Source organism: Phytohabitans sp. LZ39, assembly GCF_059359075.1.
On record NZ_JCADBM010000007.1, the window covers coordinates 157,109 to 171,841 of the forward strand.

The 14,733-nt window shown below is 74.6% G+C and carries 17 protein-coding genes; 7 read left to right on the top strand and 10 right to left on the bottom strand.

Annotated elements, in window-relative coordinates; all coding sequences use genetic code 11:
* Positions 1–2: 2 nt before the first annotated feature.
* Positions 3–806, bottom strand: a complete 804-nt coding sequence (locus AC5L36_RS16125) for a class I SAM-dependent methyltransferase (protein ID WP_441216532.1) — start codon at positions 804–806, stop codon at positions 3–5.
* Complete coding sequence (locus AC5L36_RS16130; RefSeq protein WP_441216534.1) at positions 803–1,213, bottom strand: META domain-containing protein; 411 nt, start codon at positions 1,211–1,213, stop codon at positions 803–805. Before AC5L36_RS16130 ends, AC5L36_RS16125 begins: the two co-directional genes overlap by 4 nt.
* 54 nt (positions 1,214–1,267) lie before the next feature.
* Here AC5L36_RS16130 and AC5L36_RS16135 point away from each other — a divergent pair, with 54 nt between their 5' ends.
* The gene (locus AC5L36_RS16135) at positions 1,268–1,732 is read left to right on the top strand and encodes a hypothetical protein (protein ID WP_441216536.1); all 465 of its coding nucleotides are present in this window, start codon (positions 1,268–1,270) and stop codon (positions 1,730–1,732) included.
* On the opposite strand, the gene tsaA is transcribed toward AC5L36_RS16135, so the two are convergent.
* Positions 1,729–2,136 carry a tRNA (N6-threonylcarbamoyladenosine(37)-N6)-methyltransferase TrmO gene (gene tsaA, locus AC5L36_RS16140; protein WP_441216538.1) on the bottom strand — a complete coding sequence of 136 codons (408 nt, stop codon included), beginning with the start codon at positions 2,134–2,136 and terminating at the stop codon, positions 1,729–1,731. The two genes, AC5L36_RS16135 and tsaA, sit on opposite strands and share 4 nt — an antisense overlap.
* Before the next feature lie 92 nt (positions 2,137–2,228).
* Here tsaA and AC5L36_RS16145 point away from each other — a divergent pair, with 92 nt between their 5' ends.
* Positions 2,229–3,917, top strand: coding sequence for an alkaline phosphatase family protein (locus AC5L36_RS16145; protein ID WP_441216540.1), 1,689 nt, complete (start codon positions 2,229–2,231; stop codon positions 3,915–3,917).
* A gap of 228 nt (positions 3,918–4,145) precedes the next feature.
* Here AC5L36_RS16145 and AC5L36_RS16150 read toward each other — a convergent pair whose 3' ends face one another.
* Positions 4,146–5,048, bottom strand: a complete 903-nt coding sequence (locus tag AC5L36_RS16150) for a CE1 family esterase (RefSeq protein WP_441216541.1) — start codon at positions 5,046–5,048, stop codon at positions 4,146–4,148.
* A gap of 98 nt (positions 5,049–5,146) precedes the next feature.
* On the opposite strand from AC5L36_RS16150, the gene AC5L36_RS16155 reads away from it, so the two are divergent.
* Together AC5L36_RS16155 and AC5L36_RS16160 are read left to right on the top strand one after the other, a co-directional pair.
* Positions 5,147–6,046 carry an ArsR/SmtB family transcription factor gene (locus AC5L36_RS16155; protein WP_441216542.1) on the top strand — a complete coding sequence of 300 codons (900 nt, stop codon included), beginning with the start codon at positions 5,147–5,149 and terminating at the stop codon, positions 6,044–6,046.
* A 494-nt stretch (positions 6,047–6,540) separates the two neighbouring features.
* Complete coding sequence (locus AC5L36_RS16160; protein ID WP_441216544.1) at positions 6,541–7,581, top strand: hypothetical protein; 1,041 nt, start codon at positions 6,541–6,543, stop codon at positions 7,579–7,581.
* Between the two features lie 209 nt (positions 7,582–7,790).
* On the opposite strand, the gene AC5L36_RS16165 is transcribed toward AC5L36_RS16160, so the two are convergent.
* From AC5L36_RS16165 to AC5L36_RS16175, 3 genes are all read right to left on the bottom strand, one after another.
* Entirely contained in the window at positions 7,791–8,885 is a 1,095-nt protein-coding gene (locus tag AC5L36_RS16165) for a hypothetical protein (protein ID WP_441216545.1), read from the bottom strand.
* A gap of 39 nt (positions 8,886–8,924) precedes the next feature.
* Positions 8,925–9,764 (bottom strand): M55 family metallopeptidase, encoded by an 840-nt coding sequence (locus AC5L36_RS16170; RefSeq protein ID WP_441216546.1) that lies wholly within the window; start codon positions 9,762–9,764, stop codon positions 8,925–8,927.
* Between the two features lie 63 nt (positions 9,765–9,827).
* Positions 9,828–9,998: a hypothetical protein gene (locus tag AC5L36_RS16175; protein ID WP_441216547.1), complete on the bottom strand. Its 171-nt coding sequence runs from the start codon at positions 9,996–9,998 to the stop codon at positions 9,828–9,830.
* Between the two features lie 32 nt (positions 9,999–10,030).
* Between AC5L36_RS16175 and AC5L36_RS16180 the strand changes: the two genes are divergently transcribed.
* A complete protein-coding gene (locus tag AC5L36_RS16180) occupies positions 10,031–10,390 on the top strand; it encodes a hypothetical protein (RefSeq protein ID WP_441216549.1) in 360 nt (119 codons plus the stop codon).
* Here AC5L36_RS16180 and AC5L36_RS16185 read toward each other — a convergent pair.
* Entirely contained in the window at positions 10,387–11,154 is a 768-nt protein-coding gene (locus tag AC5L36_RS16185; RefSeq protein ID WP_441216551.1) for a nucleotidyltransferase domain-containing protein, read from the bottom strand. The two genes, AC5L36_RS16180 and AC5L36_RS16185, sit on opposite strands and share 4 nt — an antisense overlap.
* A gap of 92 nt (positions 11,155–11,246) precedes the next feature.
* On the opposite strand from AC5L36_RS16185, the gene AC5L36_RS16190 reads away from it, so the two are divergent.
* Positions 11,247–11,747: a DUF2231 domain-containing protein gene (locus AC5L36_RS16190; protein WP_441216553.1), complete on the top strand. Its 501-nt coding sequence runs from the start codon at positions 11,247–11,249 to the stop codon at positions 11,745–11,747.
* A gap of 226 nt (positions 11,748–11,973) precedes the next feature.
* On the opposite strand, the gene AC5L36_RS16195 is transcribed toward AC5L36_RS16190, so the two are convergent.
* On the bottom strand, positions 11,974–12,918 hold the full coding sequence (locus AC5L36_RS16195; protein ID WP_441216554.1) for an AraC family transcriptional regulator: 945 nt from the start codon (positions 12,916–12,918) through the stop codon (positions 11,974–11,976).
* Between the two features lie 80 nt (positions 12,919–12,998).
* On the opposite strand from AC5L36_RS16195, the gene AC5L36_RS16200 reads away from it, so the two are divergent.
* On the top strand, positions 12,999–13,817 hold the full coding sequence (locus tag AC5L36_RS16200) for a Rossmann-fold NAD(P)-binding domain-containing protein (RefSeq protein WP_441216556.1): 819 nt from the start codon (positions 12,999–13,001) through the stop codon (positions 13,815–13,817).
* Positions 13,818–13,902: 85 nt separating this feature from the next.
* On the opposite strand, the gene AC5L36_RS16205 is transcribed toward AC5L36_RS16200, so the two are convergent.
* Positions 13,903–14,688, bottom strand: a complete 786-nt coding sequence (locus AC5L36_RS16205; protein WP_441216558.1) for an ArsR/SmtB family transcription factor — start codon at positions 14,686–14,688, stop codon at positions 13,903–13,905.
* Between the last annotated feature and the right edge of the window lie 45 nt (positions 14,689–14,733).

Below are 14,733 nucleotides of genomic sequence, written 5' to 3' on the forward strand. Positions count from 1 at the left end.
GCCTACGGCCGCCACACGATCAGCGACACATCGTGGGAACGCTCGGCGAACCGCCCCGGCGGCGACGCCGAGCGCAGCAGCGCGCGCAGGTCACGCTCGAACTCGGCCACCCGCTCGCCGAACAGGTGCGGCGCCGACCAGGACAGCGAGAACACCGACGCCACCACCTCGTCGACCGACCGCACGTGCACCGCGCCGCCGCCGACCGGCAGCACCTCCGGACCGGTGTAGCCGGCCGCCCGCATGACCTCCGCCTCACCGGACGGCGTGCCCTGCGGCAACAGGCCGGTGCCGGCCCGCCGCACCGGCCCCAGGTACCGCTTGACCAGCGCGTCGATCGCCTCGCGCGGCGGCTCGGGGTGCGGCAGCGGGCCGTCGCCGGGCGCGCTGAAGTGCGTCTTGGTGTCGACGTGGACCCAGGCGCCGCCGGGGTCGAGCATCCCGCGGACCCGCCGGGCCACGAGCGGACGATCCATCCAGTGGAACGACTGTGCGAACGTCGCCACCCGGAACGTGCCCAGCCCGGCCGGAAGCTCCTCGGCCCGCAGCTGCCGCCACTCCACGCCGTCGGCACCCGACCGCCGCGCCTCGGCGATCATGCCGGGGTCGGCGTCGACGCCCACCGCGCCCGCGAACAGCGGCGCCAGCAGCAGCGTCACCGTGCCCGGCCCGCACCCCACGTCGAGCAGCCGCCCGCGCCCGTCGAGCCCCAGCCCGTCGCGGAGCACCTCGGCGATCCGCGCCGGGTAGGGCAGCCGGCCGGCCGCGTAGTAGCGGGCGCTGCCGGTGTAGAGAGCCTCGTTCACCCGCCGAACCTAAGCCAGATCCCGTCCCCCCGCGCCCCGATCAGCTCCAGGTTTCCGTCGCGTACCTGGAACGTCGCGTCACCGGCGAGGACCCGCACCAGGTCCGGCGCGCAGGCGGAGGTCGCCGGTGCCGCGCCGGTGAAGTGGATCCGGCCGCCGGCCACCCCGTCCTTCGTGTACCTGCCACTCACCTCCTCGCACCCGGTCGAGCCGGTCAGCGTGCCGTCGCCGGCGAAGAACAGGTAGCCCGCGCCGGGCGCTGGCGACCGCTCCCCGCCGGCCACCACGCCCCGCACCTCCCAGCGGTTGTCGGTGAGCGTCAGCCCGGGGTCGACGATCGGCTCGTCGCCGCAGGCCACGCAGAGGAAGGCGGCGGCGAACACACCGGCGAGGCGGGGCGAGCGCATGGGTCTTCGACGGGCCCGGCCAGCCGGCCGTTCCCCCGCCGGTACGGTGATCGGATGGACGACGACGGCAGGCACCCCGACCTGGTCCGGCTCGACGTGTTCGTGGGCCGCTGGACCGTGCGGCCCACGGTGGCGGGCCTCGGCGCCGGGTGGTGCGAGTTCACCTGGGTGGAAGGCGGCAAGTACCTGCGCCAGTACGCGGACGCCGAGATACCGGAGACCGCGCCGGCCGCCTGGCGGGAGGGCGCGCCGTTCCCCACCACCGCGCTCATCGGCCTCGACGACACCACCGGCCGGTACACGATGATGTACGCCGACGGGCGCGGCGTGCACCGCGTCTACCAGATGACGTTCGACGGTCGCGTGTGGACGGTGTGGCGCGAGGCACCCGGCTTCAACCAGCGCTTCACCGGCACGCTCGGCGACGGCGGGCGGGTCGTCGACGGCCAGTGGGAGATGTCCCGCGACGGCGAGACCTGGAACGTCGACTTCGGGCTCACGTACACCCGGGAGGGTTAGCGGCCGCCGCCGATCACCGGCTTGACGTCGACGACGGGCGTGCCGTCGACGGCCTCCAGGTCGCTCACCCGCACGCGCGGCAGGTCGACCGCCAGCACCCGCACCCGGTGCAGGCCGACCGGGTTGGGCCGGTCCTGCGAGCGCGTGCTGAAGACGCCGGTCAGCGGGTTGGCCGGGTCGTCGCGCGGGTGCACGGCGAGCACGTCCCGCCGCGCCACGTGCAGCCAGGTCAGCACCCACACGTCGGCGCCGGCGGCCAGGTCGCGCAGCCCGTCGACCACCTCGGGCCGGAACGCCAGCGTCGCCTCCGGCGCCCCCTCCACACCCTGCTTGGGCGCCGCGGCGGGATCCACGAGCGGCGACTCCACGTACCCGATGGGCTCGATCTCATAGCCGGACGTCATGGCCGCTCATTCTGCCCGGTGCCGCCCGACCGGGCGGCGATCCCGCCACGTACGATCACTGCCTTACCGGGCGAAACAGAAGGAACTCCGGCGTGTCAGTAGAACAGGTGCTCGACAGCCACCGCACAGCCGACCAGGCACCCGAGGAGCACACCGAGGCGAGACCACCCGCGTGGCGGCGCGGCGTCTCGGTCGCGGTCACCGTCCTCGCCGGCGTCCTCGTCTTCGCCGCCTTCGTCGCACCCGGCGACCTGGAGCTGCTGCGCCCCGGCATCCTCGCCCGGATACCGGTGGAGGCCCTGGTCGGGTGCGTGGTGCTGCTCCTGCTGCCGGCGACGCCGCGCCGGGCGGTGGCGGTGGTCGCCGGCGCCACCTTGGGACTCCTCGCCGTCGTCCGCCTGCTCGACATGGGCTTCCTCTCCGTGCTCGACCGCCCGTTCGACCTCGTGCTCGACTGGGTGCTGTTCGACGACGCGCTGGTGGTGCTCCGCGACTCGGTCGGCCAGGCGGGCGCGGTCGGCGCGGTCGTCGGCGCGCTCGTGCTCGCCTTCGCGGTGCCGATCCTCGTGACGCTCTCCGTCCTGCGACTGTCCACTGTGGCCGGCCGCCACCGCACCGCCGCCGCCCGCGCGGTCGGCGTGGTGGCCGCCGCGTGGGTGGCCTGCGCGGTCGCCGGCGTGGAGGTGGTGCCGGGCCAGCCGGTCGCCGCGCGGGACACCGCGGTGCTCGCGTACGACCACGGGCGGCAGCTCGTGACGAGCCTGCGCGACCGCGAGGAGTTCGCCGGCGAGGCGGCGGTTGACAAGTTCCGGGACACCCCGGGCGACCAGCTACTGGGCGGCCTGCGCGGCAAGGACGTCGTGCTCGTGTTCGTGGAGAGCTACGGCCGTGACGCGGTGGAGGACCTCGAGTTCGCCCCGCGGGTGGGCGCGCTGCTCGACGACGGCAGCCGCCGCCTCGCCGCCGCCGGGTACGGCTCGCGCAGCGGCTGGCTCACCTCACCCACGTCGGGTGGCGGGAGCTGGCTGGCCCAGTCCACCCTCCTGTCCGGCCTGTGGGTGAACAACCAGCAGCGGTTCCGCACCGTGACCTCCAGCGACCGGCTCACGCTGACCGGCGCGTTCGGCCGGGCGAGCTGGGAGACCGTCGGCGTCATGCCGGGCATCACACGCGCCTGGCCCGAGGGGCGCTTCTACGAGTTCGACCGGATCTACGACGTGCACGACCTCGGCTACCACGGCCTCGGCTTCAGCTGGGCCACCATGCCCGACCAGTTCACGATGCTCGCGTTCGAGCGCCTGGAGAACGCCAAGCCCGCCCACCCGCCGCTGATGTCGGTGATCCCGCTGGTCTCCAGCCACGGCCCGTGGACACCGCTGCCCGCCTGGCTCGACTGGGACGAGGTGGGCGACGGCTCCATCTACATCAACGACGCGCGGGTCGGCGACACGCCGGAGGAGGTGTGGAAGGACCCGGCCCGGGTCCGCACGCAGTACCGGCTCTCCATCGAATACTCGCTCAAGACGCTCATCTCGTACGTGGAAAACTACGGCGACGACAACTTGGTGATGATCTTCCTCGGCGACCACCAGCCGGCCCGGATCGTGACCGGCCCCGACGCCACCCGCGACGTGCCCGTGTCGATCGTCGCCCACGACCCGGCCGTCCTCGACAAGATCTCGTCGTGGGGCTGGCAGGACGGGATCAGGCCCGGCCCGCGGAGCCCGGTGTGGCGGATGGACGCCTTCCGGGACCACTTCCTGACCGCCTACTCACGGTGACGGCAGCCCGGCCGGGGCAACCCGCCGGCGGCGCCCATCCCACGGCCAGGCCGACACCCGTTCAGCTCGCGCCGCCAGGCCGACACCGCCTCAGCTCGCGCCGCACGCCCAGGCCCCGACACTCCGCTCAGCTCGCGCCGCCAGGCCGACACCGCCTCAGCTCGCGCCGCACGGCCAGGCCGACAGCGCGTCAGCTCGCGCCGGACGGCCGGGTCCGGCGGCGCGGCGTCAGCTTTTGCGTGGGTGAGCGGCGAAGAACCGCCACACCAGGTCGGTCGCCACCACCCCCGCGTCCGGCGCGGCCATCGCACCCGCGGTCGCCCCGGGCCAGGAGTGCCCCATCCCCCCGATCGTGTACACCTCGACGTCACTCCCGTCCGCGCACCGCGCCCGGCTCAGCGCCACGTTCCGAGCCGGCCGCTTCGGCGCCGGTTTCACCTCGACGCAGCGCAACCGTTCCCGCCAGTTCTTGATGCCTGCCTCAAATTCGCCCGCGTAGCGGTCCTGGTCGCCGATGAAGGTGATCACCGAGACGGGACTCTTCGGCGCGTAGCTCTCCCCCGCCGGAAGCGCGCCGATGAAGCCGCCGCTCACCGCGCCGATCGCCGCGAAGACCCCGGTCGCCTCCACCGCCGCGCGGAAGCTGAGGTCGCCACCATTGGAGATGCCGGTCAGGTACACCCGGTCGGCGTCCACCTTCCACTCCCGCACAAGCTGGGCGGCGAGCGCGGTGAGGAAGCCGACGTCGTCGGCCTGTCCACAGCAGACGAACGCGTTGAAGCCGCCGTTCACCCCGTCCGGGTACGCGGCGAGGAAGCCCTCCCGCTCCGCGAGCGCGTCCAGGCCGACCATCTCACTCATCGACAGGCCGTCACCGGGGAACGGATGCAGCGCGATCACCAGCGGCACCGGCCGCGTCCCGTCGTAGCCGGCGGGCGCGTGCAGGCGGTAGCGGCGGGCCGTGCCGCCGTGGTCCAGGGTGAGCGCGTGCTTCCCGGGCGCCGGCCGCACCGCGGCGGCGGAGGTGGGCGGCGGCGCGCTCGGGGCCGCCTCGCCTCCACGGGGCGCCCCGCCGCCGCCGGGCGGCTCGTCACCGCACGCGGCGAGGGCGAGCAGCAGCCCGACTGACATCGCACCCAGAGCAGTCCGTCGCACCGGCATACCGTGCGTGACCGGTCACGCTGGGGTCAACCCTTTCGGCGAGCGCCGAACACCGGCAAGCTGCATGGATGATCACGTTGCGGCTCTCCCCCGCCGACCTGGGCCGGGTACGGTTCGGTGCCCGCCCGCACCCGGTCGGCGCGGCCGCGCTTGCGAGCCAGGTACTGCGCGGCGCCACGGTGCCGGGCCCGCTGCGGCACCTGCTCCCGGAGCGCGGGCTGCTGCCCGACTTCGTCACGCCGTACCAGGGTCTCGACTCGGTCGAGGCGGGCGTCGACGCGATCCGCTCCACACCGCGGCGGCGGGTGCGGGCGGACGTGACGCGGGCGTACGCCCGCCTACCCGCCACCCCGTGGCGGCGCCGGCTCGCCGACGGCGACCGCGAGACGGTGGAGCTGCTCGCGTCCGCGCTCGGCGCCTGGTTCGACACCGAGCTGCGTCCACAGTGGAACGCCGTCGCGCTCGCCCACCGGCGGTGGGTGGACCGGGCCGCCCGTCAATGGGCACTGTCCGGTGTGGACGGCGTGCTGGCCGGCCTGCACCCGTCGGTGCGGTGGCGCGCGCCGGTGCTCGAGGTGGACACCTGGTGGAGCGCCGACCTGGACGGCACCGGTGCGGGAGTGGTGCTCGTGCCCAGCCCGTTCGCCGGACCGCGCCCGCGCCTGCTGGTGGAGCGCGGGCGCCCCGCGTTGCTCGTCTTCCCGGTCGCGCCGCCACCAGCCGCCGGCGGAGACGCCCTGGCCCGGCTGCTGGGACGGACCCGGGCGGCGGTGCTGCGCCAGCTCGGCGAGCCGGGCCGCCACACGACGACCACCCTGGCCCGCGCGGCGGGCGTCAGCCTGCCCTCGGCGTCCGAACACACGGCCGCACTACGGGCCGCCGGCCTACTCACCAGCGAACGCGAAGGCTGCGCGGTCGTGCACCGCCTCACCCCGCTAGGCGTCGAGATGCTCGGCGGCGCCGGCTGACCGCACCGGCCCGCGCTCGACCGCGACCCCGCGGAGCATGCCCGCGGCCCGACAGGTGCCCGGCCTGGCGGGGCCGGGCCGGTCCCCCGCGGCCCGACGCCTGCCCAGCGGAGCATGCCGGTTCCCGCGACCCCGCGCGTGCCCGGCCGAGCGGGCCGGTCCCCCGCGGCCCGACGCCTGCCCAGCGGAGCATGTCGGCCCCCGCGACCCCGCGACCCCGCGCGTGCCCGGCCGAGCGAGGCCGGTCCCCGCGGCCCGACGCCTGCCCAGCGGAGCATGCCGGTCGCCGCGACCCCGCGACCCCGCGCGTGCCCGGCCGAGCGAGGCCGTCCCCGCGGCTCGGCGGGTGCCCGGCGGAGCGCCCGCACCGCGCCGGTGCCAGATACTTCCCGTTGACCGGCATCTATCCGGTTTTCGCCCGGCGGTCACGCGCGCGGCGCCGCGGACCGCGAAGATTCCTCGCAATCGATCCATCCGGATTGTGGGGAGGAACCATGCTCAACAGATCCACAGTGGCCGCCGTCGCCACCGCGGCGCTCGTGGCCATGGGGCTGGCGGTGCCGTCGCCGGCCGCCGCCGCGCCCAGCCGGGCGCAGCTCGCACTGCGCTGGGCGCCGATCCACCACCAAGACGTGGACGCCACCGGCACCCACGCGCTCAGCGGCCGCGCCGACTACATCACGCGCGTCGACTTCGACGGCGACCTCAACGGCCGCAACAACTGGGACCGCGCCGGCCAGTCGGGCACCTCGCTCGCCGCGCACGCGTACTACTCGGTGGCCGAGACGAGCACCCACTGGTACATCACGTACCTCTTCTTCCACCCCCGCGACTGGGTCGACCACCCGTTCTTCGAGACCGAGCACGAAAACGACGGCGAAGGGGTGATGCTCGCCATCGAGCGGGACGGCTCGGAGTACGGCGTGCTACGCGGCGCGGTGACCGTCGCGCACACCAACTTCTACTCGTACACGACGGCGGGCAGCACCTGGTCGGGTGGGCGGGAGAATGTTGACGGCACCCTCAACTTGGCCGCCTCACCGCACGACTCGTTCCTGCACCCGGTGACCGCGCAGGAGGCGCAGGGACACGGGCTCAAGGCCCACCCGCAGTACGCCATCAACGGCGACGGCATCGTCTACTACCCGTCCACCGTGGCCGAGACGCCGAGTGGCGGAAACGACCGCGACGTGCGCTACCAGCTCGTCGACATCTTCGCGGCCGGCGGCCTGTGGGCGGAACGCGGCAACACGAGCCTCTTCGCCAACCTGGGCACCTTCGCCGGCGACACCACCGGCGGCTGCGGCACGGGCACCTTCGGCTGCGGCACCAACTCGGCGAACGCCCCGTGGGGCTGGGACGACGGCGACGACCTGCCCGGCCGTGGCGAGATCGCCACCAACCCGGCCAAGCTCTCCGCCGAGTACTTCACGATCCCCGGCGGCGTCTCCCGCACCTACACCTACAACCCCTACGCCAGCGAGGCCGCCGCCCTCAGCGCCGCGGCGAAGACCGCGCCACGCGTCGTCGACTGACCGGACAGTCAGCGCGGCCGGGCGGCGACGCCCGGCCGCGTCCCGGCGCCGCCGGGCGGCAGACGGTGACAACCTCGAGTCGCGCCGCCCGGCCGTGAGGCCCAACCGCACAGGCGAGAGGCCCGCGACCGCACGGGACCGCGGCGGCGACTCGGCCGGCAGGGCCGACCCCACCCGCCGGTCTCCAGGTCGGACTCGGGCGGTAAGGCTCAGCGGCGGAATGCGGTCCAGGCCGCCACACCGAGCGCGGCGACGACCGCGCCGAGCTTGACCGCGGCGTGCACCGGCAGGACGTAGACGATGACGGCGACCGAAGCGGCGGCGAGGACGGCCGGCACGGCCGCCCAGACCACCCGCGACGGCGCCCGGCGGCCGCGCACGACCAGCGCGATCACGACGGTCAACACCAGCAGCGCCATCGAGGCGAACACCCAACCCTGGCTCACCGCCTCCGCCCGCCCGCCGGACACGGTCGGGCCGTCCTCCCGTGCGAAGAGCACCACGCCGCCCAGGACGACGAACACCGTCGCCACCCCGACCACGGCCACCCACGGCAGCCACCCCCCGGCACGGGCCGCCGCCGGCCTCTCCTGCGCCCCGGGCCACACCTGCGCGCCACCATCCGAAGGCGGGACCGGGTAACCAGGCTGCCCCCGGCCCGCCGGCCCGGCCGCACCTTGTCCCGGCGGCCACGCGGACGGCAACGGCGACGCCGGCGCGGCCGGCTCCCGCGCCGGAGGCCACGGCGACTCGGGCCCGGCCGCACCCTTCCCCGGCGCCCGCGACGAATCCGGCCCAGCCGCGCCCTCTCCGGGCGCCCGCGACGAATCCGGCCCAGCCTCTCCGGGCGCACGCCGCGACTCCGGCCCAGCCGTCCCCGGCGCCCCTTCGCCGGACGGCCGCGCGTAAGGCGACGGCGACTCCGGCCCGACGGTCCACGGCGCCCCCGGCGGCGAGGCGGCTGGTGCGGGACCCGGCGGACCGGACGCCGTCGCCGGGCGCGGCAGGGGCGCGGTCACCGGCGGCACGTCCGCCGGCGGGCTAGTGAGGTCCGGCGGAGCGCACACCGGCGGCTGGGCGGCTGGCGGCGGGACGCTCGCCGGCGGCAGCGGCGGGACCGGCGACGGCTCGAGCGGCACCGCCGTGGCCGTCGCGACCGGCAGGTGCGGTGCCGGCGCCGGTGGAGGCGGGCCGCTCCCGTCGCGGCCGACCCGCTGGAGCCGGGCCTCCCGCAGCGCCAGCGCCGACACCGCCAGGCTGGCGACCCCGGTGGCGACCTGGATCACGTCGGTCGTGGACGGCATCCCGCCAGTGTCCACTCTCCACCCAACCGGCGCGACGCCTCATCCGGGTTTAATCTGGGCGAGCTGCACCAGCAGCTGCACCATCCGGTACGCCTCGGGAAGGTCCGCCGCGCCGAAGGCCACCGTCCGGCCGCCCGCGGCGCGCTCCACGCCGGGCACCAGCATGGCCAGATCCACTGTGTACGGTCCGAACAGGTCGACCTCCAGCCGCACCGGGCCGGGCAGCACCAGCGGCCGCACCTCGGCGCGCCGGGAGACGGCCGTGGCCGCCGCCTCGCGCAGCCGTTCGCGGGCCTCCTCCGGGTGGAGGGTCTCGGCGGCGGACTGGCCCAGCGCGCGCTTGACCGGCACGGTCAGCGCGTCCGGCACCAGGTCCGCCAGCTCGGCGCAGGCCGCCTCGTCGCCGCTGAGCAGCACCACCGGCGCGCCGGCGTGCCCGGCCAGGGCCGCGTTGAGGCCGATCTCCCCCATGGGCCGGCCGTCCAGCCGGACGTCGAGCAGCGCGTCGCTGCTGGTGTGGGCGAGCACCGCGGGTCCGGTGCCGGCGCGGGCGTGGTATCCGACGAACAGCACCGCGCCGGTCGCGCCGTCGAGGCCGGCCATCATGCCAAGCGGGCGCGGCTTGCCGCGCACCAGCCGCACCCGCCGGTCGAGCCGCTCGGGCAGCAGGTTGCGGAACGGCCCGTGCGCGTCCGCCACCAGCACCGTGGCGGATGGCTCGGCGGCCAGCACGCCGGCGACTGCCGCGTTGACCTCCGCGGTCATCAGCTCGCGGCTCCGCTCGTAGTCGTACCCGCCGGGGTTCGTCTCGGTCGGGTGGACGATCCCGGAGACGCCCTCCAGGTCCGCGGAGATCAACACCCTCGGTGAACCAGCCATCCGCCAACCTTATGGCGGCGCCAGATACCGTCGGCGGGTGAGTCGATCAAGGAGACTGGCCGCCTACGGGCTGACGTTGCTGGCCCTGGTGGTCCTGTTCGGGCTGTTCATCGGGTTCCGGGACAACGGCGCACTGGTGGGTGCGCTGGAGGCGGCCGGGACGGTCGCGGCGGCCGGGTTCGCCGCGGTGGCGGCGCTCGGCTCGATGCGCGCGGCCGCCGAGAGCAGCGCCACCGCCCGCCGGTCGCGAGACGCAGGCCCGCTCGGTGCGCCCGCGGGTGTACCCGACCCTCACCCGCGTCGACGGCCGCGTCTTCGGCGCGGTGCGGTGCGGCACGGGACAGCCCGCCGTCGACGTGTTCGCGGTGTGGTCGCGCCCCGACCGCGGCCCGGTCACCTCGCGGGCGGCCCGCCTCGAGTCGGTGCGCTCGGACATCCCGCCCGACGTGGTCACCGAGTCCACCGTGGACCTCGACGTGCCCGAGTCCGCCGACCCGCGCGAGGCGGTGAGTCTGGTGTGGATCGAGTACTGGGACGGCGGCCGCGTCGGGCAGTGGCGGGACACCTGGGAGGTGGCCCCCGACTCGGGCACGCTCGTGTTGACCGACTCCGACCTGGTGGACTAGGCGAGCAGCATCTCGTCGACGTGGCGCCGCAGCGTGCCGTCGCGCAGCTGGGCGGCCAGGTCGGCGGGGAGCACCGCGGCGTAGACGTCCACATGCGACTCCAGCACCGCGAGGACGCCGGCGCCTAGGCGGGCCGCCGCCGCGTACACCTCCTCTGTGGAGGGACCGTCGCCGAGGCCGAGGCACGCGGTGAGGTCCCGGGCGTACCCGGGCGGAGCGACATGGACCGACAGCGCGGCTGTCAGCGCCGCGCGGCGGCTGGCCACCGCGGGCGCGGGGTTGACCGGTGCCAGCAGCGCGGGACAGGACCGGGCGAGGTCCTGGGCCGCGAGCCGCAGGCCGAGCCCGTCGCCGGCGTGGCGGGCGTTGGCCACCTTCGCCAGGTCGCCGAGGAAATGGTCCAGCTCGGGCACGCCGGCCGGGTGGGTCACCTCGGTGCGGTCGAGCCGGTCGCGCCACTCCTGAGTGGCGGCCCAGCACAGGCGCAGGCGCTGCACGGCGGGCAGCCCGAAGGCCCATTCCTGGGCCTCGTCGGGCTCGGCGCGCCACCGTTCGACGTCGCGCACCCACACCGAGACCCGCAGCGGGCCGTCGAACCAGCCGGCCGACTCGTCGCGCGGCCCCTCCGGCAGGAGCGCGTCGAAGTCGAGGTCGCTGTGCGGTCCTGAGTCGCCGCGCAGTCTGCTGCCGCACAGGAACACCGCCACGACGTCCGGCATGTCCCGCCGGATGCGTGCCAGTACCCGCTCGACCGTTCCGTCCATGTTGGTCATTATCTTGGTTGAGGATTGAACCATCCGCGCCCGCCGCGCGTGGTACCCGTACGCTAACGCGCAGCCCGACCGAGGAGGCACCGTTGTTCGAGGAGTTCATGGGGATTCCCGCCCATCCCCTGCTGATACACGCGGCCGTGGTCTTCGTGCCGCTGCTCGCTCTGGCGGCGGTGGCGTACGCGCTGCTGCCCTTCCTGCGCCCGCACATCCGGCTGGTACTGGCCGGTCTCGCGGTCGTCGGCCCGCTCTCGGCGCTGGCGGCGAAGCTCTCCGGCGACGCGTTCTTCGACCGGATGCGGGAGCGGGGCCGGGTAACCGAGGAGTTCATCCCGACCATCGAGCGGCACCAGGGCTTCGGTACGAACACGATGTGGGCGGCGATCGCGCTGGGCGTGGTCACGCTGGCCCTGGTGTACTTCGTCGGCCCGACCGGCGCCGTGGCTCGCACCGCGGGCGGCCCGGGCGGCACGCGGGTGGTGTCGCTGGCACTGACCGTGCTGTCGGTCGTGGCGGCCGCGTTCGCGCTGTACTACGTCGTCCGCACCGGCGACTCCGGCGCCAAGGCGGTGTGGGAGGGCCAGTGACCGACCGGTCGCCCAGGCACGGCTCTCCTGAGCGACCGATCAGTCAGCGGTGGCTCAGCCGCGACAGGCTGAGCCACCGGTCAGCAACGCGGCGGCTCAACCCGCGCCGGGTTGAGCGACCGGTCAGCAACGCGCCAGCTCAGCCCCGCCGGGCTGAGCGACCGATGAGCAAGGCGGCGGCTCAACCCACATCGGGCTGAGCGGCCGATCAGGCACACGCGGCGGCTCAACCCGCGCCGGGCTGAGCCGCCGCCCGGTGCTCCTGCGGGCTCACCCCACGCACCCGCTTGAACGCGGCGCTCAGCGCGAACGGGCTGCCGTATCCCACCTGCCGCGCCACCGCGCCCAGCGTCGCGTCCGGCTCGCGGAGCAGGTCGGCGGCCAGGGCGAGGCGCCACGACGTGAGGTATGCCATCGGCGGCTCGCCGACCAGGTCGGTGAAGCGCCGGGCCAGCGCGGCGCGAGACACGCCGAGCCGCCCGGCGAGGCCGGCGACCGTCCACGGGTGGGCCGGGTGGTTGTGCAGCATCCGCAGCGCCCGACCGACCACGGGGTCGGCCTGCGCGCGAAACCACCCCGGCGCCGACTCGGCCCGCGCGAACCAGGCCCGGAGCACCGCGATGAGCAGCAGGTCGAGGAGGCGGTCCAGGACCGCGGACTGGCCCTGGTCGTCTTTGGTGATCTCGGTGGCGAGCAACGGGACGAGCGGGCTGTCCCACTCGTCGCGGGCCAGCACGAGCACCGGCGGGAGCGCGCGCAGCAGCCGGTCGCTGATCTCGCCGGCGCTCTGGTAGGTGCCGACGAGCATCACCGACGCGCCGTCGTCGGCGTTGCCCCACGTGCGCACGCCGCGGTCCATCGCGACGCTCAGATCCTCGCCGTACAGCGTCGTGCAGCGCTCGTCCGGATGGATGATCACCTGCGGTGGCGTCGCCGGGTCGTCGGCCACCGTGTACGGATCCGGCCCGCGCACCACGACGACGTCGCCGGCGCGCGCCTCGACGGGGTCGCGGCCGGCGGTCATGAGCCAGGCGGTGCCGCGCGCGACGGCGAAGACGGCCAGCGGCGCGCGATCCCGCACGCGGACCGACCAGGGCGGGTCGAGCACCACGCGGAGCAGGAACGCCCCGCGGGCACGGGGGCCGTCGAGCAGACCGGCGAGCGCATCCACCCGCCCAGCGTAGACGATCGCGTATGGTCGTGCGCTCGTCGGCCATGGTCCGCGCGGACGCCCGCCGGTCCAATGAACACATGACTTTCCTGCTGATTGGCGGCACCGGCAAGACCGGCCGCCGGGTCAACGACCGTCTCACCGCGCGCGGCCTGCCGGTCCGCGTCGGCTCGCGCTCGGGGCAGCCGCCCTTCGACTGGAACGCCGAGCCCGACACCTGGATCCCGCTGTTCGACGGCGTCGCCGCCGCCTACGTCACCTACTACCCCGACCTCGCGTTCCCCGGCGCCGCCGAGTCGATCCGGGCCTTCGCGGAACGGGCCACCGCCGCCGGTGTACGCCGCCTGGTGCTGCTGTCCGGCCGCGGCGAGGAGGAGGCGGAGGTTTCCGAGCACGGGCTGTGCGCGGTCGCTACAGAGTGGACGGTGGTCCGGGCGAGCTGGTTCGCGCAGGACTTCAACGAGTACTTCCTGCTCCCGCCGGTTCTGGCCGGCGAGATCGCGCTGCCCACCGACGTTCCCGAGCCGTTCGTCGACCTGGAGGACGTGGCGGACGTGGTGGTGGCGGCGCTGACCGAGGACGGGCACCACGGGATGACCTACGAGCTGACCGGCCCGCGGCCGGTGACGTTCGCCGAGGCGGCGGCGGAGATCTCGGCCGCGTCCGGGCGGGCGGTGCGCTTCGCGCACGTCACGCCGGCCGAATGCACCGCGCGGATGCTCGCCGGTGGCGTGCCGGTCGAGGAGGCGGAGGCGCTGACCGACCTGTTCGTCCGCATCCTCGACGGCCGCAACGCCCACGTCACCGACGACGTCAAGCGTGTGACCGGTCACGAGGCCCGCGACTTCGGCGACTTCGTCCGGGCCGCCGCCGCGACCGGCGTGTGGACTCCGCGCTGACCGCTCCTGTGGACGGCGAACACAGTGGCCGCCGTCCACAGGTGGACAGAGGCGCGGCCCCCGTGGCCGCGCCTCTCCGCCACCGCTACTCGACCGTCAGCGGCTCCCCGGTCTCCAGCAGCGTCTTGAGGCTGGACAGGATCGGCGGCCAGCCCTCGGAGACACCGCCGAGGATCACGCTGCCGGGGTCGAAGTCGTCGTGCGTCACGGTGAGCTTGACCAGGTCGCCGGCGGGCTCGATGTCGAACGTCACCTTCGACCGGCGCTCCGCCGAGGCCTTCTCGAGAAAGTCGTGGTCGTCGCCGAACGCCGCCACGAACTCCGGTGTGACCGTGTGCCACGAGTAGCTCAGCTTGCGCGGCGGCTCCGCGGCGAGCACCACCGAGCCGCCGTCGGCGATCGTCACCTTGTCGAGCTCCCAGGTGACCGCGCTGCCCACCTGCCAGTCGGACTTGAGCGCGACGCCCCAGTAACGCTTCGTGAAAGCCGGATCGGTGAGCGCGGCCCAGGTGCGCTCCGGCGTGGACTTGATGTACGTGATGTAGACGAACCTGTCGTCCATCGTCTGCTCCTCCAGGGCGTGCTTGAGATCGGCGAGGGCGTCGGCCCGCGCCCGGTCGTACCGGTTCATCCACCGGTCGGCGATGGCGTTGATCGGCTCGGCGTTGAGAAAGTGCAGCTTCTCCCGGCCGCGACGCTGTGTGGTGACCAGCCGGGCCGCCTCGAGCACCGCGAGGTGCTTGCTCACCGACTGCCGCGCCATCGCAAGGCCCGCGCAGAGCTCCTGAAGCGTCTGGCCGTTGCGCTCGTTGAGCCGGTCGAGCAACCGGCGGCGGCTGGGGTCCGCGAGTGCCTTGAATACCTCGTCCATCGTCGCCATCCGTTAGGCAGCCATCTGGCTGCCTTTGACCTTAGG